17 protein-coding genes are annotated in these 23863 nt (G+C 68.7%); 12 read left to right on the forward strand and 5 right to left on the reverse strand.

Features of this window, described 5'->3' with window-relative positions:
- The first annotated feature begins 196 nt into the window (after positions 1–196).
- The 9 genes from ngcE to ABEA82_RS24215 all read left to right on the forward strand — a co-directional run bounded on the left by ngcE (position 197) and on the right by ABEA82_RS24215 (position 12314).
- On the forward strand, positions 197–1651 hold the full coding sequence (gene ngcE / locus ABEA82_RS24175; RefSeq protein ID WP_345663716.1) for an N-acetylglucosamine/diacetylchitobiose ABC transporter substrate-binding protein: 1455 nt from the start codon (positions 197–199) through the stop codon (positions 1649–1651).
- A 41-nt stretch (positions 1652–1692) separates the two neighbouring features.
- On the forward strand, positions 1693–2619 hold the full coding sequence (locus tag ABEA82_RS24180; protein ID WP_345663717.1) for a carbohydrate ABC transporter permease: 927 nt from the start codon (positions 1693–1695) through the stop codon (positions 2617–2619).
- Between the two features lie 4 nt (positions 2620–2623).
- Positions 2624–3547 (forward strand): carbohydrate ABC transporter permease, encoded by a 924-nt coding sequence (locus ABEA82_RS24185; RefSeq protein WP_345663718.1) that lies wholly within the window; start codon positions 2624–2626, stop codon positions 3545–3547.
- Positions 3548–3730: 183 nt separating this feature from the next.
- The gene (locus tag ABEA82_RS24190) at positions 3731–4942 is read left to right on the forward strand and encodes an ROK family transcriptional regulator (RefSeq protein ID WP_345663906.1); all 1212 of its coding nucleotides are present in this window, start codon (positions 3731–3733) and stop codon (positions 4940–4942) included.
- A 133-nt stretch (positions 4943–5075) separates the two neighbouring features.
- The gene (locus tag ABEA82_RS24195; RefSeq protein WP_039933950.1) at positions 5076–6176 is read left to right on the forward strand and encodes an ABC transporter substrate-binding protein; all 1101 of its coding nucleotides are present in this window, start codon (positions 5076–5078) and stop codon (positions 6174–6176) included.
- A gap of 198 nt (positions 6177–6374) precedes the next feature.
- Positions 6375–7166, forward strand: a complete 792-nt coding sequence (locus tag ABEA82_RS24200) for an ATP-binding cassette domain-containing protein (RefSeq protein WP_345663719.1) — start codon at positions 6375–6377, stop codon at positions 7164–7166.
- Positions 7163–8464, forward strand: coding sequence for a sugar ABC transporter permease (locus tag ABEA82_RS24205; RefSeq protein ID WP_345663720.1), 1302 nt, complete (start codon positions 7163–7165; stop codon positions 8462–8464). Before ABEA82_RS24200 ends, ABEA82_RS24205 begins: the two co-directional genes overlap by 4 nt.
- 257 nt (positions 8465–8721) lie before the next feature.
- The gene (gene dxs, locus ABEA82_RS24210; RefSeq protein WP_345663721.1) at positions 8722–10653 is read left to right on the forward strand and encodes a 1-deoxy-D-xylulose-5-phosphate synthase; all 1932 of its coding nucleotides are present in this window, start codon (positions 8722–8724) and stop codon (positions 10651–10653) included.
- A 146-nt stretch (positions 10654–10799) separates the two neighbouring features.
- A complete protein-coding gene (locus ABEA82_RS24215) occupies positions 10800–12314 on the forward strand; it encodes an amino acid permease (RefSeq protein ID WP_345663722.1) in 1515 nt (504 codons plus the stop codon).
- Positions 12315–12559: 245 nt separating this feature from the next.
- Here the strand turns inward: ABEA82_RS24215 and ABEA82_RS24220 are convergent, their stop codons facing one another.
- Positions 12560–12931, reverse strand: coding sequence for a PIN domain-containing protein (locus tag ABEA82_RS24220; RefSeq protein WP_345663723.1), 372 nt, complete (start codon positions 12929–12931; stop codon positions 12560–12562).
- An 81-nt stretch (positions 12932–13012) separates the two neighbouring features.
- On the opposite strand from ABEA82_RS24220, the gene ABEA82_RS24225 reads away from it, so the two are divergent.
- From ABEA82_RS24225 to ABEA82_RS24235, 3 genes are all read left to right on the forward strand, one after another.
- On the forward strand, positions 13013–14032 hold the full coding sequence (locus ABEA82_RS24225; protein WP_345663724.1) for a PLL family lectin: 1020 nt from the start codon (positions 13013–13015) through the stop codon (positions 14030–14032).
- Between the two features lie 211 nt (positions 14033–14243).
- On the forward strand, positions 14244–15515 hold the full coding sequence (locus ABEA82_RS24230; protein WP_345663725.1) for a nucleotide sugar dehydrogenase: 1272 nt from the start codon (positions 14244–14246) through the stop codon (positions 15513–15515).
- Entirely contained in the window at positions 15512–17239 is a 1728-nt protein-coding gene (locus tag ABEA82_RS24235) for a glycosyltransferase (protein ID WP_345663726.1), read from the forward strand. The genes ABEA82_RS24230 and ABEA82_RS24235 overlap by 4 nt, the downstream gene beginning before the upstream one ends.
- Positions 17240–17327: 88 nt before the next feature.
- On the opposite strand, the gene ABEA82_RS24240 is transcribed toward ABEA82_RS24235, so the two are convergent.
- From ABEA82_RS24240 to ABEA82_RS24255, 4 genes are all read right to left on the reverse strand, one after another.
- Entirely contained in the window at positions 17328–18749 is a 1422-nt protein-coding gene (locus ABEA82_RS24240) for a polysaccharide deacetylase family protein (RefSeq protein ID WP_345663727.1), read from the reverse strand.
- Between the two features lie 59 nt (positions 18750–18808).
- On the reverse strand, positions 18809–20251 hold the full coding sequence (locus ABEA82_RS24245; protein ID WP_345663728.1) for a cellulose binding domain-containing protein: 1443 nt from the start codon (positions 20249–20251) through the stop codon (positions 18809–18811).
- Between the two features lie 162 nt (positions 20252–20413).
- Positions 20414–22543, reverse strand: a complete 2130-nt coding sequence (locus ABEA82_RS24250; protein ID WP_345663729.1) for a 3-hydroxyacyl-CoA dehydrogenase NAD-binding domain-containing protein — start codon at positions 22541–22543, stop codon at positions 20414–20416.
- A complete protein-coding gene (locus ABEA82_RS24255; protein WP_345663730.1) occupies positions 22540–23757 on the reverse strand; it encodes a thiolase family protein in 1218 nt (405 codons plus the stop codon). Before ABEA82_RS24255 ends, ABEA82_RS24250 begins: the two co-directional genes overlap by 4 nt.
- Positions 23758–23863 lie beyond the last annotated feature (106 nt).

Below are 23863 nucleotides of genomic sequence, written 5' to 3' on the forward strand. Positions count from 1 at the left end.
CAACTCGGATAAGACCCGTGGCCAACCTTGTGTTCGATCTTGATCCGCTGGCGGGAAGTGGACTATACCTGTCGGGCGCTTCACACGATCCGCACGTCACCACCCGCACTTTCCTGCACGACCCAGCGTGACCCGACCGCGGTGCCGGGAGGATCCGGTTCACCGCCTGAGTCCTGGAGAAGGCGAGGACTTGAGCATGGGATCCACTTCCGCCGAGAACCACGGCACCGAGGGTGTCGGCCGCCGCGATCTGATCAAGAGGTCCGCCGCGCTCGGACTGATCTCCGTACCGACGTTTGGCTTCCTGTCCGCCTGCGCGAGCAGCGGGGGCGACGACACCGGCGGCAAGGCCAAGGCCGGCAAGAAGACGGCGAAGAACCCGCTCGGTGTCAACGACACCGCGGGCATGGAATTCGTCCTGTTCGACGGCGGCTTCGGCAAGGAGTACGCCGAGGACGCGGTGAAGATCTACCAGAAGAACTTCCCCGAGGTGAAGGTGAAGTTCTCCGCCACCCAGAAGATCCAGTCCACCCTCCAGCCCCGCTTCAACCAGGGCACCCCACCGGACCTCATCGACAACTCCGGCGCCGAGCAGATGGACATGGGCGTCCTGGTCGGCAAGAACCAGCTCGCCGACCTCACCCCGCTGCTGGACGCGCCCTCCTACGACGACCCGAACAAGAAGGTCCGCGACACGCTGCGCCCCGGCATCGTCGAGATGGGCCAGTTCGACGGCGAGAAGGTCTGGATCTTCTACTACGCCTACACGGTCTACGGCGTCTGGTACTCGCAGAAGGCCCTCGACTCGCTCGACGAGCAGTACCCCGAGACCTGGGACCAGATGCTCGCGGTCTGCGCCAAGGCCAAGAAGAAGGGCATGGCGGGCTGGACGTACGCGGGCAAGTACCCGTACTACCTCCCCTTCTCGCTCTACCCGATGATCGGCAAGGTGGGCGGCCGCGAGGTCCTCGACGCCATCGACAACCTGGAGCCGAACGCCTGGAAGCACCCGGCGGTCAAGGCCTGTTTCGAGGCCTACTACGAGCTCTACAAGAAGGGCTACGTCCTCAAGGGCACCCCGGGCCTGGACCACATCCAGTCGCAGACCGCGTGGGCCCAGGGCAAGGCGCTGTTCATCCCGAACGGATCCTGGGTGGAGAACGAGTCGGCCAACGTCATCCCGAAGGACTTCGGCCTGTCCGTCTCCGCGCCCACCGGACTCGACTCCTCCGACAAGCTGCCCTTCGGCACCATCTGGGCCTCCGGCGGCGAGCCCTTCATCGTCCCGTCCAAGGCCAAGAACGCCGCGGGCGGCATGGAGCAGCTGCGCATCATGCTCAGCGAGGCCTCGTCGAAGAACTTCACCAGCAAGGTCAAGTCCCTCACCGCCTACAACGGCGGCACCGACGGCATCACCCTCACCCCGGGACTGAAGTCCGGTGTCGCGGCGCTGGAGAAGGCCGGCCAGAACGTGGTGAACCCCCGTCTGCAGGACTGGTACGTGCAGTTGCAGAAGGAGAAGATCGGCGTGTCCGGCCTGGGCGAGATGATGGCCGGCCGCCTCACCCCGGCCGAGGCCGTCAAGAAGATCCAGGGCTTCGCCGACGAGGCCGCCAAGGACGACTCCATCAAGCACTACAAGCACCAGTAACGGCACCGGAAACTCATTTCCGCAACGGCACCGGAGTGGCGATGCAGCACGGCAAGTACCGGTTCATCGTGGGCTTCCTCGCGCTGCCCCTGGGACTGTACGCGCTCTTCGTGGTCTGGCCGTTCATCCAGTCCATCTACTACTCGTTCACGGACTGGACCGGCCTGAGCCCCGAATTCAAGATGGTCGGGTTCGACAACTACAGCCGGCTGCTCGACGACGAGATCTTCTGGAAGTCGTTGCAGCACAGCCTGTTGTTCGCGCTCCTGCTGCCGGTGGTGACGATCAGCCTGGCGCTGTTCTTCGCCTTCATGATCAATGTGGGGGGCAGAAAGAGGAGGAACGGCCCGGTCGTCTCCGGTGTCCGGGGCTCCTCCTTCTACAAGATCGTCTATTTCTTCCCGCAGGTGCTCTCCATCGCCATCGTCGCGCTGCTGTTCGCGTTCGCGTACAACCCGGACAGCGGCGCGATCAACTCGGTCCTGCGCGGGATCGGACTCGACAACGTCCAGCCGCTGTGGCTGGGCGACCCCGACCTCGCGCTGTGGGCCGTGATGGGGGTGCTCGTCTGGTCCACCGTCGGCTTCTTCGTGGTCCTCTTCTCCGCCGGCATGGCCTCCATCCCGGCGGAGATGTACGAGGCGGCGCTGCTGGACGGGGCGGGCCGCGCCACGACCTTCTTCCGCATCACCCTGCCGCTGCTGTGGGACACCGTGCAGTCCGGCTGGGTCTACATGGGCATCCTCGCCCTGGGCGCCGAGTCGTTCGCGGTCGTGCAGATCATGACGACCGGGCCGGGCGGTCCCGACTACTCGACCACCGTCATGGTCCTGTACGTGTACCAGAAGGCGTTCCGTGACGGGCAGGCCGCCTACGCCACCACCATCGGTGTCGCCCTGCTCGTCGTCACGCTGGCCTTCGCCGCCGTGGTGATGCGGCTGGGCCGTCGCGAGCGGCTGGAGTTCTGATCAGATGAAGACGACGCAGACCCCCGCGCCCCTGCCGGCCGAGTCCGGCGCCCCCGTCACCAAGACGGACGCCCCACCGGTCCCGCCCCCGAAGGAGAAGAAGGAGGGCACGGTCCTCAACGCCTTCTCCCACGGCATCCTCGTCATCTGGGCGATCATGGTGGTCATGCCGCTGCTGTGGGCGGTGATGACGTCCTTCAAGGACGACCGGTCCATCTTCTCCTCGCCCTGGTCACTGCCGGACACGCTGCACTTCGACAACTGGTCGCGGGCGTGGACCGAGGCCAACATGAGCGACTACTTCCTCAACACCGTGCTGGTGGTGGGAGGCTCGCTCATCGGCACCCTGGTGCTCGGCTCGATGGCGGCGTACGTGCTCGCCCGCTTCGACTTCCCGGGCAACCGGTTCATCTACTTCCTCTTCATCGGCGGCATGAGCTTCCCGATCATGCTGGCACTGGTCCCGCTGTTCTACGTCGTGAACAACATGGGCCTGCTGAACACCATCCACGGGCTGATCCTGGTCTACATCGCCTACTCGCTGCCGTTCACGGTGTTCTTCCTGACGGCGTTCTTCCGGACCCTGCCCACCTCGGTGGCGGAGGCGGCCTTCGTCGACGGTGCCTCGCACAGCCGGACGTTCTTCCAGATCATGCTGCCGATGGCCAAGCCCGGTCTGGTCAGCGTCGGCATCTTCAACTTCCTGGGCCAGTGGAACCAGTACATGCTGCCCACGGTTCTCAACACCGACCCGGACAAGCGCGTCCTCACCCAGGGGCTCGTGCAGCTGGCCGTGAGCCAGGGCTACAAGGGTGACTGGTCCGGGCTCTTCGCCGGCCTGGTGATGGCGATGCTGCCGGTCCTCGCCGCGTACATCGTCTTCCAGCGGCAGGTGGTGCAGGGGCTGACGGCCGGCGCCCTGAAGTAACCCTGCGCAAGCGTTCGCGCACACGCCGCTCCCGACCGCGGGGGTGGCGTGCACACGTGTGTCCATGGACCCGGAAACCGTTCAACCTCTTGACGGGAGGCGACCCGAACGGCTCGACTTAGAGTTCACTAGTTGGACATGGACGGGGCCTCGTCGAAGCGGCCCCGCGCGCAGGAGGTCGTCGTGGAGACTCCGGGGTCGCAGTCGTCGCTGCACCGAGCCAACCTGGAGCGGGTCGTACGTGCCGTGCGCCTGGCGGGCTCCCTCACCCAGGCCGAGATCGCCCGGACGACCGGGCTGTCCGCGGCGACAGTATCCAACATCGTGCGGGAGTTGAAAGAGGGCGGCACCGTCGAGGTCACACCCACCTCGGCGGGCGGGCGCCGGGCCCGCAGCGTCTCGCTGAGCGGGGACGCCGGGATCGTCATCGGAGTCGACTTCGGCCACACCCACCTGCGGGTCGCGGTGGGGAACCTCGCCCACCAGGTGCTCGCCGAGGAGTCCGAGCCGCTGGACGTGGACGCCTCCGCGGCGCAGGGGTTCGACCGGGCGGAGCAGTTGGTCAGCCGGCTGATCGAGGCGACCGGAGTCGACCGGTCCAAGATCGCCGGGGTCGGCCTCGGTGTGCCCGGCCCGATCGACGTCGAGTCCGGCACCCTCGGCTCGACCGCGATCCTGCCCGGCTGGACCGGCACCAAGCCCGCCGAGGAGCTGCGGGGGCGGCTCGGCGTCCCGGTGCACGTGGACAACGACGCCAACCTCGGCGCCCTCGGCGAGATGGTCTGGGGCAGCGGCCGGGGGGTGCGGGACCTGGCGTACATCAAGGTCGCCAGCGGTGTCGGCGCCGGTCTGGTGATCAGCGGCAAGATCTACCGCGGTCCGGGCGGTACGGCCGGGGAGATCGGCCACATCACACTCGACGAGGCCGGCCCGGTCTGCCGTTGCGGCAACCGCGGCTGCCTGGAGACCTTCGCGGCCGCGCGTTACGTGCTCCCGCTCCTGCAGTCCAGCCACGGCACCGACCTGACGATGGAAGGCGTCGTACGGCTCGCGCGGGACGGCGACCCGGGCTGCCGCCGGGTGATCGCCGACGTCGGCCGCCACATCGGCAGCGGAGTGGCCAATCTCTGCAACCTGCTGAACCCGAGCCGCGTGGTCCTCGGCGGCGATCTCGCCGAGGCGGGTGAGCTGGTGCTCGGGCCGATCCGGGAGTCCGTCGGCCGTTACGCCATCCCCAGCGCGGCACGCCATCTGTCCGTGCTCCCCGGTGCGCTCGGCGGCCGTGCGGAGGTCCTCGGAGCGCTCGCCCTCGCCCTCAGCGAGATGGGCGATTCGACCCTTTTGGACGGAACTGCCCCTGGGATGTTGCAGACAGCGACGCCTGCCTTCACTTAGAGAACGGATGGCACCGTTGCCATCTCGTTAAGGATTTACTTCTTGACGTCGCACGTGTGGCCGAGTTGACTTCCAGCCACCTCGGCCGCAATGTCGCGGCCTCGTCAGGGAGGTTTCTGAAGTGAACACGCGTATGCGTCGCGCCGCTGTTGCGATGGCCGCCGGTGCGATGGCCGTTTCGCTTGCTGCCTGTGGCAGCGCCAAGGAGTCCGGCGACAAGGCCGGCTCCTCCGGGTCGCCCAAGAAGGGCGACGACATCAAGGTCGGTCTCCTCCTTCCGGAGAACGCGACCGCGCGGTACGAGAAGTTCGACCGGGTGCTCATCGAGAAGAAGGTCAAGGAACTCACCGGCGGCAAGGGCGAGGTCGTCTACGCCAACGCCAAGCAGGACGCCAGCACGCAGAACCAGCAGGTCGACACGATGGTGACCAACAAGGTCGACGTGCTGATCGTGGACGCGGTGGACTCCAAGGCCATCGCCGGCTCGGTGAAGAAGGCCAAGGACGCGGGCATCCCCGTCGTCGCCTACGACCGCCTCGCCGAGGGCCCGATCGACGCCTACACCTCGTTCGACAACGTCACCGTCGGCAAGACCCAGGGCGAGGCCCTGCTGAAGGCCCTGGGCTCCAAGGCCAAGAGCGGCCAGATCGTCATGATGAACGGCTCGTCCACCGACCCCAACGCCGCCCAGTTCAAGAAGGGCGCCCACGCCGTTCTCGACGGCAAGGTGAAGGTCGGCCGCGAGTACGACACCAAGGAGTGGAAGCCGGAGAACGCCAACGCCAACATGGAGGGCGCCATCTCCGCCCTCGGCAAGGACAAGATCGTCGGCGTCTACTCCGCCAACGACGGCATGGCGGGCGGCATCATCACGGCCCTGAAGGCGGCCGGCATCGCCGACATACCCGTCACCGGCCAGGACGCCGAACTCTCCGGTGTGCAGCGCATCGTGACCGGTGAGCAGTACATGAGCGTCTACAAGCCCTACCCGCAGGAGGCGGACGTCGCGGCCGAGATGGCCGTCGCCCTCGCCCAGGGCAAGTCGCTCGACTCCATCGCCAAGGACAAGGTCGACAGCCCGACCACCAAGGCCATCCCCTCCGTGCTCGTCCCGGTCGTCTCGCTGACCAAGGACAACATCAAGGACACCGTCATCAAGGACGGCATCTACACCGTCGCTGAGATCTGCACGGGCAAGTACAAGGCCGCCTGCGACAAGGCCGGCCTCAAGTAGGCAGCCGTCAGGTCCCGCCGGAGACACGGGAGTCCGCATACGGACTCCCGTGACTCCCGCAGCGGACCGGCTGCCACGAGTTTCCACGAGTTCCTCCGGCGCCCCGCCACAACAGCCCCGCAAGCTCCGCGGGGCGCCGGAGTGATCACTCTTCCCACACTTCTGCACAACCTCCCGCCGGGTCAGGCGGCGAAGGAGATGGTTCACGTGTCCGCTACGCCCGTGCTGGCGTTGCGCGGGGTCTCCAAGCGGTTCGGTGCCGTACAGGCGCTCACCGACGTAGAGCTTGAGGTCCACGCCGGTGAGGTGGTCGCCCTGGTCGGCGACAACGGCGCCGGAAAGTCCACGCTGGTCAAGACGATCGCCGGCGTGCACCCCATCGATGAGGGCGTCATCGAGTGGGACGGCACATCCGTCCAGATCAACAAGCCGCACGACGCCCAGAACCTGGGCATCGCGACCGTCTACCAGGACCTCGCGCTGTGCGACAACATCGACGTCGTCGGCAACCTCTACCTCGGCCGGGAGATCCGCAAGCGCGGCGTCCTGGACGAGGTGGAGATGGAGCGCCGCTCCCGCGAGCTCCTCGACACGCTGTCGATCCGCATTCCCAGCGTGCGTATCCCGATCGCCTCGCTCTCCGGCGGCCAGCGCCAGACCGTGGCCATCGCCCGTTCCATGCTCGGCGAGCCCAAGCTGGTCATCCTCGACGAGCCCACCGCCGCCCTCGGTGTGGAGCAGACCGCACAGGTCCTCGACCTCGTCGAGCGGCTGCGGGAGCGCGGCCACGCCGTGATCCTCATCAGCCACAACATGGCCGACGTCAAGGCCGTCGCGGACAAGGTCGCCGTGCTGCGCCTCGGCCGCAACAACGGCGTCTTCGAGGTCAAGTCGACCTCGCAGGAAGAGATCATCTCCGCCATCACGGGCGCCACGGACAACGCCGTGACCCGTCGTGCGGCGCGCACCAATGGGGAGATCAAGAAGTGAGCATCGACAAGACCTCCGCGGCCCCGGACACGCCCGGGGACCACGTCGTGGCGAACCCCGAGGCGGCCAAGGCCGCCGTCACGGTCGTCGACCCCCGGCTGCTGGTGCGCGAGCAGGGCTTCGCGGGATACGTCACCGAGTTCAAGCGGAAGATGAAGTCCGGTGACCTGGGCTCCATTCCGGTGGTCGTCGGCCTGGCCGTCATCTGGATCATCTTCCAGAGCCTGAACTCCAACTTCCTCACCGCGGGCAACCTGTCCGACATGTCCGTCGCCATGGTCGGTACGGGCATGATCGCCGTCGGCATCGTCTTCGTGCTGCTGCTCGGCGAGATCGACCTGTCGGTCGGTTCGGTCAGCGGTGTCGCCGGGGCCGGCTTCGCCGTGCTGAACGTCACCAACGGCATGAACGAGTGGCTCGCCTTCGTGCTGGCCATCGTCACCGGCACGGTCGCCGGCGCGCTGCACGGCTTCTTCTTCGCGAAGATCGGTGTCCCCGCGTTCGCCGTCACGCTGGCCGGACTGCTCTTCTGGAACGGCTTCATGCTCCAGGTGCTGGGCGACAACGGCACCATCAACCTCGACCCGGACGGGGTCGTGGCCCAGCTGACCAGCTACTACTTCTCGGACGTCGCCGCGGCGTACGGGCTGGCCGTCGTCGTGACCGTCGGGTACTTCCTCAGCTCCTTCCTCGGCAACCGGCGGCGGGAGGCCGCGGGGGTTCCGTCGCGGCCGCTGAGCGAGACCATCGTGCGCACCGCGCTGCTGGCGGTCCTCGCGTTCGCCGTCGCCATCGTCTTCAACCAGTACAAGGGCCTGCCGCTGGCCGTGGTGATCTTCATCATCGTGCTGCTGGTCACGGACTTCGTGCTGCGGCGCACGGCGTACGGGCGGAAGGTGTTCGCGCTCGGCGGCAGCGTCGAGGCGTCCCGGCGGGCCGGTATCAACGTGGAGCTGGTGCGGATCTCGGTGTTCGCGATCTCCGGGACCTTCGCCGCGGTGGGCGGTCTGTTCATCGCGTCGAAGATCGCCGCGGCGAACCAGGGTGCCGGTGGTGGTGACCTGCTGATGAACGCGATCGCCGCGGCGGTGATCGGTGGGACGTCGCTGTTCGGTGGGCGCGGGCGTACGTGGAACGCGCTGCTCGGTGTGCTGGTGATCGTGTCCATTCAGTACGGGCTCGCCCTCGAGGGCATTGCCTCGCCGGTGCAGTACATGATCACCGGTGGTGTGCTGTTGGCCACGGTGGTGATCGACGCGGTGACGCGTAAGACGCAGAAGACTGCGGGGCGGGCGTAGCAGTCCGGCTGCGGGCCGTGGGGGCTGGTCGCGCAGTTCCCCGCGCCCCTTACGGCGATGCAGTACTGCGCCTTTGAAAAACTGTGCCCGGTGCCCTCGAGGGTGCCGGGCACAGTCGTGTCGTAGGTGGGGTGCGAGGTGGGTACAGCCGAATGCGTGATGTACGACGCACGGCCTCGGCGCGGTCCCCGAAGGCGGAACATTAGACTCGACACGCCCGGCAACAGCTCGATCAGCTCTACTGCAAGGAGGCACGGGTGCCGCTGCTGACCCGTATCAGGGGACCGCGCGATCTGGACCGGCTCAGCCCGGAGGAGCTGAACCAGCTGGCGGAGGAGATCCGGACCTTCCTTGTCGAAGCGGTCTCCAAGACCGGCGGTCACCTCGGCCCCAACCTCGGCGTGGTGGAGCTCACCATCGCCCTGCACCGGGTCTTCGACTCGCCCAAGGACAAGGTGCTCTGGGACACCGGCCACCAGTCCTACGTGCACAAGCTCCTCACCGGCCGTCAGGACTTCTCCAAGCTGAAGATGAAGGGCGGCCTGTCCGGCTACCCCTCGCAGGCCGAGTCCGAGCACGACGTCATCGAGAACTCGCACGCCTCGACCGTCCTCGGCTGGGCCGACGGCCTCGCCAAGGCGAACCAGCTGCGCGAACGGGACGACCATGTCGTCGCCGTCATCGGTGACGGGGCGCTGACCGGCGGTATGGCCTGGGAGGCGCTGAACAACATCGCCGAGGCCAAGGACCGCCCCCTCGTCATCGTCGTCAACGACAACGAGCGGTCCTACGCGCCCACCATCGGCGGTCTCGCCAACCACCTCGCGACGCTGCGCACGACCGACGGCTACGAGCGCTTCCTCAGCCGCACCAAGGAGATCCTCGACCGCACGCCGGTCGTCGGCAAGCCCCTCTACGAGACCCTGCACGGGGCCAAGAAGGGCCTGAAGGACTTCATCGCCCCGCAGGGCATGTTCGAGGACCTCGGCCTCAAGTACGTCGGGCCGATCGACGGGCACGACATCGAGGCGCTGGAGTCGGCGCTCGCCCGGGCCAAGCGGTTCGGCGGGCCGGTCATCGTGCACTGCCTCACCGAGAAGGGCCGCGGCTACCAGCCCGCCCTCCAGGACGAGGCCGACCGCTTCCACGCCGTCGGCAAGATCCACCCCGACACGGGCCTGCCGATCGCCTCCTCCGGCGCCGACTGGACCTCCGTCTTCGGCGAGGAGATGGTCAAGCTCGGCGAGGAGCGCGACGACGTCGTCGCCATCACGGCCGCCATGCTCCAGCCCGTGGGCCTGGAGAAGTTCGCCAAGCGGTTCCCCGACCGGGTCTACGACGTCGGCATCGCCGAGCAGCACGGCGCGGTGTCGGCGGCGGGCCTGGCGACGGGCGGCGTGCACCCGGTGTTCGCGGTGTACGCCACCTTCCTCAACCGCGCCTTCGACCAGGTACTGATGGACGTGGCGCTGCACAAGTGCGGGGTCACCTTCGTCCTGGACCGGGCCGGTGTCACGGGCACCGACGGCGCCTCACACAACGGCATGTGGGACATGTCGATCCTCCAGGTCGTGCCCGGGCTGCGGCTCGCCGCGCCGCGCGACGCCGACCAGGTCCGGGCGCAGCTGCGGGAGGCCGTCGCCGTCGACGACGCGCCGACCGTGGTCCGCTTCTCCAAGGGCGCCGTCGGCCCCGCCGTGCCCGCCGTGGGCCGCGTCGGCGGCATGGACGTGCTGCGCGAGCCCGGCACCGACCGGCCGGACGTGCTGCTGGTCTCCGTCGGCGCGCTCGCGCCGATGTGCCTGGAGATCGCAGGTCTGCTCGACCGTCAGGGCATCTCCACCACCGTCGTCGACCCGCGCTGGGTCAAGCCCGTCGACGAGGCGATGGCCCCGCTCGCCGAGCGGCACCGCGTGGTCGTCACCGTCGAGGACAACAGCCGTGTCGGCGGTGTCGGCTCGGCGATCGCGCAGGCCCTGCGCGACGCGGGCGTCGACGTCCCGCTGCGCGACTTCGGCATCCCGCCGCGCTTCCTCGACCACGCCTCGCGCGCCGAGGTCATGGCCGAGATCGGCCTCACCGCGCCGGACATCGCCCGCCAGGTGACCGGGCTGGTCGCCAAGCTGGACGGACGGTACGAGCGCAGCGCCGCGGACGCCGTGGACTCGGTGGAGAGCGCGCGCGACTGACGCGGAGGCACGAACTCTGATGGGCCGGTTCTCCCCACCGTGAGGGTGGTGGAACCGGCCCATTGGCGTGAATCGGTCCGTGCCGGGGCATACGGATGGTGCCACCTCTCGATCATGTCGAGGACGACAAGCGTGGGAGGTACCCCGTGAGCAGCACCCTCTTCCGGACGAAGAAGGTCGAGCAGTCCATCCTCGACACCGAGGAGCCAGAACACGCGCTCAAGAAGTCCTTGTCCGCGCTGGATCTGACCGTCTTCGGCGTCGGTGTGATCATCGGCACCGGTATCTTCGTGCTCACCGGCACGGTCGCGAAGGACAACGCCGGGCCCGCGGTGGCCCTGGCGTTCGTCGCGGCCGGCGTCGCCTGTGCGCTGGCCGCGCTCTGTTACGCGGAGTTCGCGTCCACGGTTCCGGTCGCCGGGTCCGCCTACACGTTCTCCTACGCCTCTCTGGGCGAGCTGCCCGCCTGGATCATCGGCTGGGACCTCGTCCTGGAATTCGCCCTGGGGACGGCGGTGGTGGCCGTCGGCTGGTCCGGCTACATCCAGTCGCTCATGGACAACGCGGGCTGGGTCATGCCGGCGAGCCTGGGCAGCCGGGAGGGCTCCGACGTCTTCGGCTTCGACATCCTCGCCGCCGCGCTCGTCCTCGTCCTCACCGGCATCCTCGTGCTCGGCATGAAGCTGTCGGCCCGGATCACGTCGATCGTCGTCGCCATCAAGGTGACGGTCGTCCTCGTCGTGATCATCGCGGGCGCGTTCCTCATCGACAGCAGCAACTACGACCCGTTCATCCCGAAGGAGAAGCCCGTGGAGGCCGGGAGCAGTCTCCAGGCCCCACTCATCCAGTTGATGTTCGGCTGGGCGCCCTCCAACTTCGGTGTGATGGGCATCTTCACCGCGGCCTCGGTCGTGTTCTTCGCCTTCATCGGCTTCGACGTCGTGGCCACGGCCGCGGAGGAGACCCGGAACCCGCAGCGCGACATGCCGCGCGGCATCCTCGGCTCCCTCGTGATCTGCACGACGCTGTACGTCCTCGTGTCGATCGTCGTCACCGGCATGGAGCACTACAGCAAGCTGGACGTCGACGCGCCGCTCGCCGAAGCCTTCAAGGCGACCGGGCATCCGTGGTACGCGGGGTTCATCAGCTTCGGCGCCGCGGTCGGCCTCACGACGGTGTGCATGATCCTGCTCCTCGGCCAGACGCGGGTGTTCTTCGCGATGAGCCGGGACGGGCTGCTGCCGCGGTTCTTCTCCCACGTCCACCCGCGGTTCAAGACCCCGCACCGGCCGACCATCCTGCTCGGCGTGATCATCGCGATCGTCGCCGGGTTCACTCCGCTGACGGAACTCGCCGCCCTGGTGAACATCGGCACGCTGTTCGCCTTCGTGGTGGTCGCCATCGGCGTGATCATCCTCCGCCGGACCCGCCCCGACCTGCCCCGGTCCTTCCGCACCCCGTGGGTGCCGGTCATCCCGATCCTCTCGGTGTGCGCCTCGCTGTGGCTGATGATCAACCTGCCCGCCGAGACGTGGGTGCGGTTCGCCATCTGGATGGTCGTCGGCTTCGTCGTCTACTTCCTCTACGGCCGCACGCACAGCCGCCTCGCCCTACAGGAGGCGGGTAAGGAGCAGCCGACGGCCGGTGGGGGTACGCCGTAGCCGCTGGTGGGTGGGTCGGGGCCGCGCCGGGGGGTGTCCGTCCTCGGAACGGCGCGACCAGGTCACCCACCGACTGACTGGCATCACACGCGCCGCCCACTGCGGGCGAACACCCCCCGACACGTCCCCTTGCGCACGTACCTAGCTGCGGGCAGTCGTGCCGCTGGGGCGGCACGGGTGGGCGCAGCGGCACCTCGCTCCGCCGAGTTGCGCAACGGCCCGGCTCCAGCGACAACGCCGAGCACCTAGGGCCGCACCGTCCGCGGCCCCGCCACCTCCGCCCCCAGCTCCCCGACCCGCCTCCGCAGCTCCCGGTCCGCCGTCACCACCAGCACCGCACGCTCCCCGGCCGCCGCGACGACCTCCACGATGTGATCGTCCCCACTGCCCGGCGCCGACGACACCCGCACCCCGGGCACGGACTCCACACCCCGCGCCGCCCCCTCGACGACCAACACGATCTCCACCGGGCCGGAGACGGCGGGAACCCCCTGCGACGCCAACCGGTCCCGCAACCGCTCCGCCGCCCCCCGCCGGTCCCGCCACCACCCGTCCGGAACCGACCCGACGACGTTCGCGGCGTCGACGACGACAAGCAGAGGCAGGTGGTCGTTCATATGGCCAGGGTCGCACGGGACCTGACCGCCCGGCAGGGGAGGGCCGCGCGCCCGGCCGTCCGGCCCGCATAAAGTGAACAGGTGAACGGCGACTGGCTCCTCCGCGGCCGCGACGGCCGCCTCACCGTCTATCTGCCCTCCGGCGATGCCGTCCTGTGCCGTGCGGAACGCGGCCCCGCCGGCCCCTGGGAAGACGCTCCCCGCACCGTCGGCGGCAGCCAGAAGCTGCACCCGGGCGCGGCGGTCGGACAGGGCGCCGACGGGTACGCCCACCTGGCCGCCTGGCGGCCCACCGTGCCGGGGGAGTCCGGGCTCGTGCACTCCACGCACTTCCGGCCGGGGCTCGCTCCCCTGGACTGGGTTCCGATCGGGCACCCGGACCAGAAGGGCGACCGGACGGGGCCGCCGGCCGTCGCCGTGGACGGCGCGGGGCGCGGCTATGTCTTCGTCCGGAACAAGGGCGGCGGGGTGAGCCTGCGCAACCAGAAGGTGAAGGGCGGCTGGGGAGGGTGGCTGGACCTCGAAGGGCATGACGTCCAGGGGGAGTTGGCCGCCGTGACGGGGGAGTCGGGGTTCGTGGAGGTGTACGCCTCAGTGCCCGGCGGGATCCTGCACTGGCGGCAGGAGGGGGACGGGAAGAAGCCGGTGCGGACCGAAGGCGTCGACGTGCCTGTCCGTCCGGGGACCCTGCGCGCGCTCGCCACGTCCGCCGAGCACACCACCCTGTTCTTCACCGACGCCTCGGGGGACCTGTGCGCCTGGCGCCCCGGCGAGAAGCCGGTCACCCTCCTCGCCTCCGCGGGGCCGGGCCCGGTGTCCGCCGTGCGGTGTGAGATCGAGGGGCACGACTGCACCGTGCTCGCCCAGCGGTCGGCGAGCGGGCGGGTCGCCTTCGCCGCCTATCCGACCGAGCAGGAGTCCGCCGGCGCCTGGTGGACCGAGTCCGGGCCCCCGTTGCCCTCCGACGCCATGGTGTCGCTGGCGCTCGACGAGGACGGTGAGGTCGTCGCGGCCTCCCTCGTGCCCTCGACCGGCACACTGCTCCTCACCCGCCGCAAGGACGAGCCGGGGCTCGCGCTGGAGGCCTGGCGGGAGATCTGACTCTCCCGTTCCACTTGAGGCTCCTGTCGCTCCAGACACATGAGACGTGTCAAGGGTTGTGCCGATGTGTGGGTGACAAGGCACACCTGGGGTGAACATGGTCAAAAAGTGAAGGTCTTGTTAACCTCCTCGGACTTGTTCGATTTGCTCGGGGGGCCGGTTGCTGCTGCGTCTGGCCGACGCCGTGGCAACGGGGTTGGGGAATGATGTCGTGAGCAGATCCTCCACGGTGGATCTTGTCGTTGTCGGACTCGGTTACGTGGGGCTGCCGCTGGCGAGGTCCGCCGCTGCCGCGGGCCTGAAGGTGGTCGGCCTCGACCGCAGCCGACGGGTGGTCGACGGGCTGAACACCGGCCGTTCGCATGTGGACGACATCAGCGACGCCGATGTGCGCGGCATGCTGGAGCAGGGTTTCGAGGCCACCGACCGCGCTGACGTCATCGCCGGCGCCGGCGCCGTCGTGGTGTGCGTGCCGACTCCGCTGACCGACCACGGTGCCCCGGACCTCGGCGCGGTGCACGCCGCCGTCGACGACATCGCCGCCCACCTCCGGGCCGGCACGCTCGTGGTGCTGGAGTCGACGACGTACCCGGGGACCACCGACGAGGTCGTCAGGCCGCGGCTGGAGGCCGGTGGGCTGCGCGTCGGGGCCGACTTCCACCTCGCGTTCTCCCCGGAGCGCATCGACCCGGGCAACGCCTCCTTCGGCCTGGAGAACACGCCCAAGGTCGTCGGCGGCATCACGGCCGACTGCACCAAGGCCGCCCGCGCCCTCTACGAGCGGTTCGTCAACCGGGTCGTCGAGGCCAAGGGCACCCGCGAGGCCGAGATGGCCAAGCTGCTCGAGAACACGTACCGGCACGTCAACATCGCCCTCGTCAACGAGATGTCGATGTTCTGCCGGGAGATCGGCGTCGACCTGTGGGACGCCATCCGGTGTGCTTCCACGAAGCCGTTCGGGTTCGCGCCGTTCTACCCCGGCCCGGGCGTCGGCGGGCACTGCATTCCGATCGACCCCAACTACCTCTCGTACAAGGTGCGTTCGCTGGGCATCCCGTTCCGGTTCGTGGAGCTGGCGCAGGAGATCAACCAGCGGATGCCCGTGCACGTGGTGAACCGGGCCGCCGATCTGCTCAACGACCAGGGCAAGGCCGTGCGCGGGTCCCGGGTGCTGCTGCTCGGCGTGACCTACAAGCCGGACATCTCCGACCAGCGGGAGAGCCCCGCCCTGGCCGTCGCGGAGAACCTCCTCGCGCGCGGTGCCGAACTCGTCTACTTCGACCCCCGGGTCGAGGACTGGCACGTCGGCGGGGCGCCCGTCGAGCGTGCGGACGACTACCTCGCCGCCGCCGAGGCCGCCGACCTCACCATCCTGCTCCAGCCGCATCGCGAGATCGACCTGGGCGAGCTCGCCGACCGCGCCCGGGCGCTCTTCGACACCCGGGGCAAGGCCGCCGATCACCCGCGGGTGGTCAAGCTGTGACCTCCGAGGACACGTACATACCCGGGGCCGTCGAAGCGGGCGGCCGCCGCGCACACCGCAAGCGACGGCACCTGAAGGTCTCGTACTTCGTCTTCCTGGGCCTGGCCGCGCTGATCGCCACCCGGCTCGACGCCGGGTCCCTGCACCTGTACTCGCTGGGTGCGATGGGCCTGCTGTCCCTGAAGATGTTCGGCGCCCTCTTCTACCGTCCGGCCAAGGCCGGGCGGGAGGAGCTGGAGTACCTCGAGAACGCCTGGGTCACCGCGGTCATCCCGATCTACAACGAGGACCCGGTGATGTTCGAGCAGGGCATGCGCAGCCTCCTCGCGCAGAGCCGCCTGCCGAACGAGATCCACATCATCGACGACGCGAGCGCCAACGACTCGGGCATCAAGGCGGCGAAGAAGCTGCGCCGCGAGTTCGAGGCCAAGGGCGTCAAGTACACCGTGAGCGTGCAGCCCGAGAACAAGGGCAAGCGCGAGGCGCTGGCGCTGGGCTTCGAGGCCGCCCCGTACTCCGACATCTTCCTGTGCGTCGACTCGGACACCGTCCTGTCCCGGGACACCGTCCGCGAGCTGCTGCTCCCACTGGCCGACGAGAAGATCATGGCCTCCACCGGCATGGTCCTGGCGCTCAACCACGACAGCAACATCTTCACCCGCCTCCAGGACCTGCGCTACGGCAACTCGTTCCTCTTCGAGCGGGCCGCCTACTCGCGGCTGAAGTCGGTCCTGTGCTGCTGCGGCGCGCTCTCCGCGTACCGCGGCACGCTGGTGCGCAAGTACCTGCCGGACTTCCTCAACCAGCAGTTCCTGGGCAAGCCGGCCGTCTTCGGTGACGACCGCCGCATGACCAACTACTGCCTGATGGAGGGCCAGGTCGTCTTCCAGGAGACGGCCGTCGGCTACACCGCCGTCCCCGAGAAGCTGCCGCACTTCCTGCGCCAGCAGGTCCGCTGGAACAAGTCCTTCTTCCGCGAGTCGCTGTGGGCCTTCCGGCACCAGAAGAAGTACCGGCCCGCCTTCTGGCTGACCTGCATGGAACTCGCGCTGTGGCTGGTCTTCGGCACGGCGATGTTCTACTCGATGGTCATCCTGCCCATCATGAAGCCCGCCCAGTTCGTCAACCACATCGGTGACTACCTCATCTTCATGGTGCTGATGGGGTACCTCCGCAACGTGCGGTACCTCGACTTCCCGCGCCGCGGCATGGGCTTCGTCAAGCGGTTCGGCATGTTCCTGCTCGCGCCGCTCTACGGCGTGATCCAGCTGACCCTGCTGACCCCGCTGCGCTTCTACGCCCTGTTCACCCTGCACAAGGGCTCCTGGGGCACCCGCCAGGGCGGTGTCGAGGTGTCCGTGGCCGGTGATCACGAGAACGACGTGACGGAGATCTTCGAGGAAGAGGACCCGTACTCCGACAAGAAGGTCACCGAGACGCTCCAGTTGATGCGTCTGGAGGGCGTGGCCCTGCGCACCCGGCCCCGCCCGGAGGGCGGTATCCCGTCCCAGCCGCAGCCGATCCCCGGCTACGACGAGGAGCAGCACGCGGGCGTTCCGCAGCAGCGGGTGAGCTGGGGGGCGCCGGCACCGGCCGGGCAGCAGCAGTGGCAGGGCGGGTACGAGGGCCATCCCGACCCGTACCAGCAGCAGTACCCGCAGCAGGGCGCCTACCCGTACCAGGACCCCTCCTGGCAGCAGGGGAACGGTCAGGGCGGCTGGTAGGGCCGCGGGAGAGCAGAGCAGAGCAGAGCAGAGGGGCGGCCGGGGGGCCGCCCCTCTCTCATGTGCACGGGCCCGATGCGCAGGGGCCTCAGGTGTACGAGGCCATCGCCTCCTCGACCGTCAGCACCGGGATGTCCCGGTCGTCGATCGCCTTCATCAGCGTCTCCAGGCCCGCCTTGCCGATCTCGGTGCTCGTGGCCGGGGCGCCCTCGGTGACCTTGTGCAGGCAGAGGATCAGCCAGTCACCGCTGTTCACGCACCGGTCGAGCCGGCCGCCCGCGCCCGTCAGCTTCGACAGGGCCGTACCGCCGATGCCGTCGCCGTCGTTGATGCCGGTCAGCGCCTTCAGGCGGTAGGGCATCGCCGGGGCGAACGACTCGATGGTCTCGGAGATGATCGACCGGGCCGTGGTGAAGTGCCGGCTCGCGATCTGGTCGACCGGGACACCGTCGGTCGTCTTCTGGAACGCGCCGTGCGGATAGGCGAAGTGCTCACTGGTGAAGCCGTTGGACACCAGCCACTCGCGCAGCTTCCGGAAGTCGTCGTCGGCCTGCTCCGCGGTCAGCTTGGGGTAGCTGGCGGTGTGCACGGCGTTCGCGTACGAGTGGCCCGCCATCTCCCAGCCGGAGAAGTCCTGCATGGAACGCATCTGGCTCAGCGTCAGGAAGCTGCCGGTGCCGATGGCGTCGGCGATGTTGTAGACCGTGCCGGGGAAGCCGAAGCGGTCCATGACCGGGCGGGCCAGGTCGTGGATCGACTTGTGGGAGTCGTCGAAGGTGATGGAGACGACGCCCTTGGGGAAGACCGAGACCGTGTCCGGTATCAGTTCCACGGCCTGGAGCCGGTAGGTCACCGGGCCGCCCGCGTCGTCGTACACGGCGAACGACATGTCGGTGAAGCCGGTCTTCGTGGACGGCTTGCCGTCGGCGCCGATGGAGTACGTGCCGGCCGCCGCGTTGACGTCCGCCCACTGGAGGTGGACCGTCACCCACTCCCCGGACTGGACGTAGTTGGCCGAGGTCTTGGAGTGGACGTGGTGGGTCCAGGCGAAGTGGTTCGCCAGGGAGCCGCTGCCCAGGTAGAAGACGAGCTTGGACAGGTTCGTCACGTCATCGACGCGGAAGACCAGCCGGATCATCTTGCCGGTCATGCTCATCGCGGGCATGCCGGTCTTGCGGACGTAGGACTGCTTGCCGGTGCCGCCCGTGGTCACCCGGACCGACTGGGTGCCGCGGACGAAGACGGACTTGTCGTTCGCCTCGGCGGACGCGGTGCCCGCGCCCCCGGGCGTCCAGCCGTGGCCGGACTGGAACTGCTGGGACCACGTGGCCCGGCGGTACTTGGGGCGGCGCCCCGAGGGGGCGTAGAGGGGAGGCGTGGTGAGGCCACCGATGCCTCCTGCTGCCGGGGCGGCGGCGGGCTGCGCCACCACCTTGCCCAGCCACGCGCCGCCGCCGGCCATGGCGACGCCTCCTGTACCGCCCATCAGCAGAGCGGAGCGCCTGCTCACCACCGGCTTGTCCTCCGTAGCCTCCGCAGCGTGCCTGTGGGCGCCGGACCGCCTGTTCCTCACCGGGACTCCCGAACCGTGTCGAAGTAGTTCATGCCCTCGTCGGTGAAGCCGTCGACAGCGGACTGCACTTGCTTCGCCGACAGGGTGTCGTTCGCGTTGTAGTAGAGCCAGTCCACCTTCATGTCCCAGGCGCGCTCGCCCTTGAACGGCAGATCGATGAACCAGTGGTTGAAGTTCACGGACATGTTCGCGCGCGGGGCGTACTTGCCGTTGCTGAGGAAGAGCTTCTTGCCGTCGAGCCAGTAGGCGACGACGCCGTCCTTCACCCGGATCAGCACGGTGTGCCAGGTGTCGAGGCTCTTGTTGGTGGTCTTGTACACCCGGTCGTTCGTCTTGTGGTCGAACCAGGTCACCGTGTCGAGCTTGGGGCCGGGCCGGCCCCATCCGCCGTTCGGCATGTACTCGTTGTCCAGCTCGCTGTACTTCGAGCCCGTGCCGCCGATGGTGTAGAAGGTCTGGTTGACGTGGTCGCCGGAGTCTCCGGTGGCCGGCCCGTCGCTGAAGTGGATCCGGGCCGCGTAGGTGCCGTCGCGGAACTTGCTCGCGGCCGTGCCGAGGCTCGCCTGCTTCGTCCCGGCCTCGGTGCCGTCCGTGCTGGCGCGCAGGTTGAGCACCTGGCCGTCGGCGTGGGAGCCCTCGGCGGTGGGGAAGCTGACGCCGCTCGCGGACCAGGTGTTCTCGACGCCCGGGCCGCCCTTGCTGGTGCGGACCAGCCAGCCGTGCTTGAACAGGGCCGGGTCCTTGGCGCCCTGGTAGGTGAAGTCGTCGAACAGCACCCCGGCCGGCGGGGCCGCCAGCGGTGCGGGCGCGTCGGCCTTCGCCGAGGCCTTCTTCTCGTCGCTCGCCTTGGTGCCGTCCGGCTCCTCGCCCCAGGCGAGGACGCCCCGCTTGTAGGCGGTGACCTTCTCCGCCTCCTTGTAGGACGTCATCTCGGCGTCGAAGGAGCGGTCGTCGGACTGCTTCAGCTCCTTGTGGTCGGTGCGGAACAGCTGGACGTCGATGCCCTTGCTGTTGGCACCGGGCTTCAGCTCGCCCGCGCCCTTGGTGAACCTGAGCTCCAGGTAGTGGTCGGCGGTGTCGGTGGCCTTGTCCATGGCGACGATCCGCCCGGCGACGTTCGAGCAGCCGAAGACGACGTTGACGCAGTTGAAGGCGTACGACGCGGAGTCATCGGCGGTGAACCAGTACCGGAGCGTCACATCGCTCAACGGCAGTGCCTTGTCCGTGTCGTTGAAGACCTCCAGGGACGGCTTGGCCACCGCGGAAGTCGCCGGAGTGTCCGTGCGATAACGGACCTTCAGCTCGGGCGGGTCCGGGTTCGCCGCCTTCCACACGGGATACAGCGCCGTGCCGCCGGCGGCGACCACCGCCACGAGGAGCAGGAGCCTGATCTTGGGCCAGACCCGGCGTCGGGGTGTTCGGCGACGAGGGGACGCCACGCAGGACTCCTTCGAGGACACCCGGCGGTCTCCGGTGGAGACCGTCAGAGTCAGGCAAATAATGGTCGGATTGTGTGAGGATCCTATCTGTGACGGCATGCAAAAAGGGGGGCGGGTGCACGGATTGTTACCGTACGCCCCACCCCCCTCAGGGGTAACGCGTTACGCCGGGACGCTCGCGACGCCCGGAGCCAGGAACCTCTTGCCGTTCACGCGCTCGGAGACACCCTCGCGGTCCAGGTACGGCGTGATGCCGCCCAGGTGGAAGGGCCAGCCGGCGCCCGTGATGAGGCACAGGTCGATGTCCTGCGCCTCGGCGACGACGCCCTCGTCGAGCATGATGCCGATCTCCTGCGCCACCGCGTCGAGCACGCGGTCGCGGACCTGCTCCTCCGTCAGGACGGTGTCGCCCTGCTTCAGCAGCGCGGCGACCTCGGGGTCGAGCTCGGGCTTGCCGCTGTCGTAGACGTAGAAGCCGCGCTTGCCCGCCTTGACGACGGCCGCGAGGTTGGGGGAGACGGTGAAGCGGTCCGGGAAGGCCCGGTTGAGGGTCTCCGAGACGTGCAGACCGATCGCCGGGCCGACCAGCTCCAGCAGGACCAGCGGGGACATCGGCAGACCGAGCGGCTCGACGGCCTTCTCGGCGACCTCGACCGGGGTGCCCTCGTCGATGACGTTCTGGATCTCGCCCATGAAGCGGGTCAGGATGCGGTTCACGACGAACGCCGGGGCGTCCTTGGTGAGGACCGCGGTCTTCTTCAGCTTCTTGGCGACGCCGAACGCCGTCGCCAGGGAGGCGTCGTCGGTCTTCTCACCGCGGACGATCTCCAGCAGCGGCAGGACCGCGACCGGGTTGAAGAAGTGGAAGCCGACGACCCGCTCGGGGTGCTTCAGCTTCGAGGCCATCTCCGAGACGGAGAGGGAGGAGGTGTTCGTCGCGAAGATGGCGTGCGCCGGGGCGACCGCCTCGACCTCCGCGAACACCTTCTGCTTGACGCCCATCTCCTCGAACACGGCCTCGATGACGAAGTCCGCGTCCGCGAAGCCCTCGGCCTTGTCCAGCACACCGGACACCAGCGCCTTGAGGCGGTTGGCCTTGTCCTGGTTGATCCGGCCCTTGCCGAGCAGCTTGTCGATCTCGGCGTGGACGTAGCCCACGCCCTTGTCGACGCGCTCCTGGTCGATGTCGGTCAGCACGACCGGCACCTCCAGGCGGCGCAGGAACAGCAGCGCGAGCTGGCTGGCCATCAGACCGGCGCCGACGACACCGACCTTGGTGACCGGGCGGGCCAGGGACTTGTCCGGGGCGCCGGCCGGGCGCTTGCCGCGCTTCTGCACCAGGTTGAAGGCGTAGATGCCGGCGCGCAGTTCGCCGCCCATGATGAGGTCGGCGAGGGCCTTGTCCTCGGCGTCGTAGCCCTGCTGGAGGTCGCCGTTCTTGGCGGCGGCGATGATGTCCAGGGCGCGGTAGGCGGCCGGGGCCGCCCCGTGCACCTTGGAGTCCGCGATGAAGCGGCCCTTGGCGACGGCCTGGTCCCAGGCCTCGCCGCGGTCGATCACCGGGCGCTCGATCTCCAGCTCGCCCTTGAGGACGGCCGCCGTCCAGATCAGCGACTGCTCCAGGAAGTCCGCGCCCTCGAAGATCGCGTCGGCGATCCCGAGCTCGAAGACCTGCTTGCCCTTGAGCTGCTTGTTCTGGTTGAGGCTGTTCTCGATGATCACCGAGACGGCCTTCTCGGGGCCGATCAGGTTCGGCAGCAGCGTGCAACCGCCCCAGCCCGGGACCAGGCCCAGGAACACCTCGGGCAGCGAGAACGCCGGCAGGGCCGCGGAGACGGTGCGGTAGGTGCAGTGCAGACCGACCTCGACACCGCCGCCCATCGCGGCGCCGTTGTAGTACGCGAAGGTCGGCACGGCCAGCTTGGAGAGCCGCTTGAAGACCTCGTGGCCGCCCTTGCCGATGGCGAGCGCGTGCTCGTACTCCTTGAGGATCTCCACGCCCTTGAGGTCGGCGCCGACCGCGAAGATGAACGGCTTGCCGGTGATGCCGACACCGATGATCTCGCCGTCCGCCGCCTCCTTCTCGACCTGGTCGATGGCGGTGTTCAGGTTCGCCAGCGAGGCCGGGCCGAAGGTGGTCGGCTTGGTGTGGTCGTGGCCGTTGTCCAGGGTGATCAGGGCGAAGCGCCCAGCACCGAGGGGGAGGTCGAAGTGGCGTACGTGCGCACTCGTGACGACCTCGTCCGGGAACAGCTCGGAAGCCTGCTTCAGAAGCTCGGCGGTGGTGCTCACTTGTCCCCCTCGAAGTGCGGGTTCTCCCAGATGACCGTCGCGCCCATGCCGAAGCCGACACACATGGTGGTCAGGCCGTAGCGGACGTGCGGCTGCTCCTCGAACTGGCGGGCCAGCTGCGTCATCAGACGGACGCCCGAGGAGGCCAGCGGGTGACCGAAGGCGATGGCGCCGCCGTACTGGTTGACGCGCTCGTCGTCGTCGGCGATGCCGTAGTGGTCGAGGAAGGCCAGGACCTGGACGGCGAAGGCCTCGTTGATCTCGAACAGGCCGATGTCGGAGATCGACAGACCGGCCTGGGCCAGCGCCTTCTCCGTCGCCGGGATCGGGCCGTAGCCCATGACCTCCGGCTCCACGCCCGCGAAGGAGTAGGCGACCAGGCGCATCTTCACAGGGAGGTCGTGCTCGCGCGCGAACTCCTCGGAGGCGATGACCGAGGCGGTGGCGCCGTCGTTCAGACCGGCCGCGTTACCGGCGGTGACCCGGCCGTGCACACGGAACGGGGTCTTCAGGCCGGAGAGGTTCTCCAGGGTCGTGCCCGGGCGCATCGGCTCGTCGGCGGTGACCAGACCCCAGCCCGTCTCACCGGCCTCGGGGGAGGTGCGGCGTACCGAGATCGGCACCAGGTCGGCCTGGATCTTGCCGTTGGCGTACGCCTTGGCGGCCTTCTCCTGGGAGCGCACGGCGTACTCGTCGGCGCGCAGCTTGGTGATCTGCGGGTACCTGTCGTGCAGGTTCTCCGCGGTCATGCCCATGAACAGGGCCGACTCGTCGACCAGCTTCTCGCTCACGAACCGCGGGTTCGGGTCGACGCCCTCACCCATGGGGTGACGCCCCATGTGCTCGACACCGCCGGCGATGGCGACGTCGTACGCGCCGAAGGCGACGGAGCCGGCCACCGTGGTGACGGCGGTCAGGGCGCCGGCGCACATGCGGTCGATCGAGTAGCCGGGGACCGACTGGGGGAGACCGGCCAGGATCCCGGCCGTGCGGCCGATGGTCAGGCCCTGGTCACCGATCTGCGTGGTCGCGGCGATGGCGACCTCGTCGATCTTCTTCGGGTCGAGTCCGGGGTTGCGGCGCAGCAGCTCCCGGATCGCCTTCACGACGAGGTCGTCGGCACGGGTCTCGTGGTAGATGCCCTTCGGGCCCGCCTTGCCGAACGGGGTGCGGACGCCGTCGACGAAGACGACGTCCCTGACGGTACGAGGCACGATGGCTCTCCTCCAGGGTCCGGAACTGCATTGCTGCTGCGATGCGCTGAGCGCGCGCTCAGGCCCATGCTACTTATGGGTAACGTAGCTGCACAGTCCTGACAGG

The sequence above is a fragment of the Streptomyces venetus genome (assembly GCF_039540295.1).
Taxonomy (GTDB): Bacteria; Actinomycetota; Actinomycetes; order Streptomycetales; family Streptomycetaceae; genus Streptomyces; species Streptomyces venetus.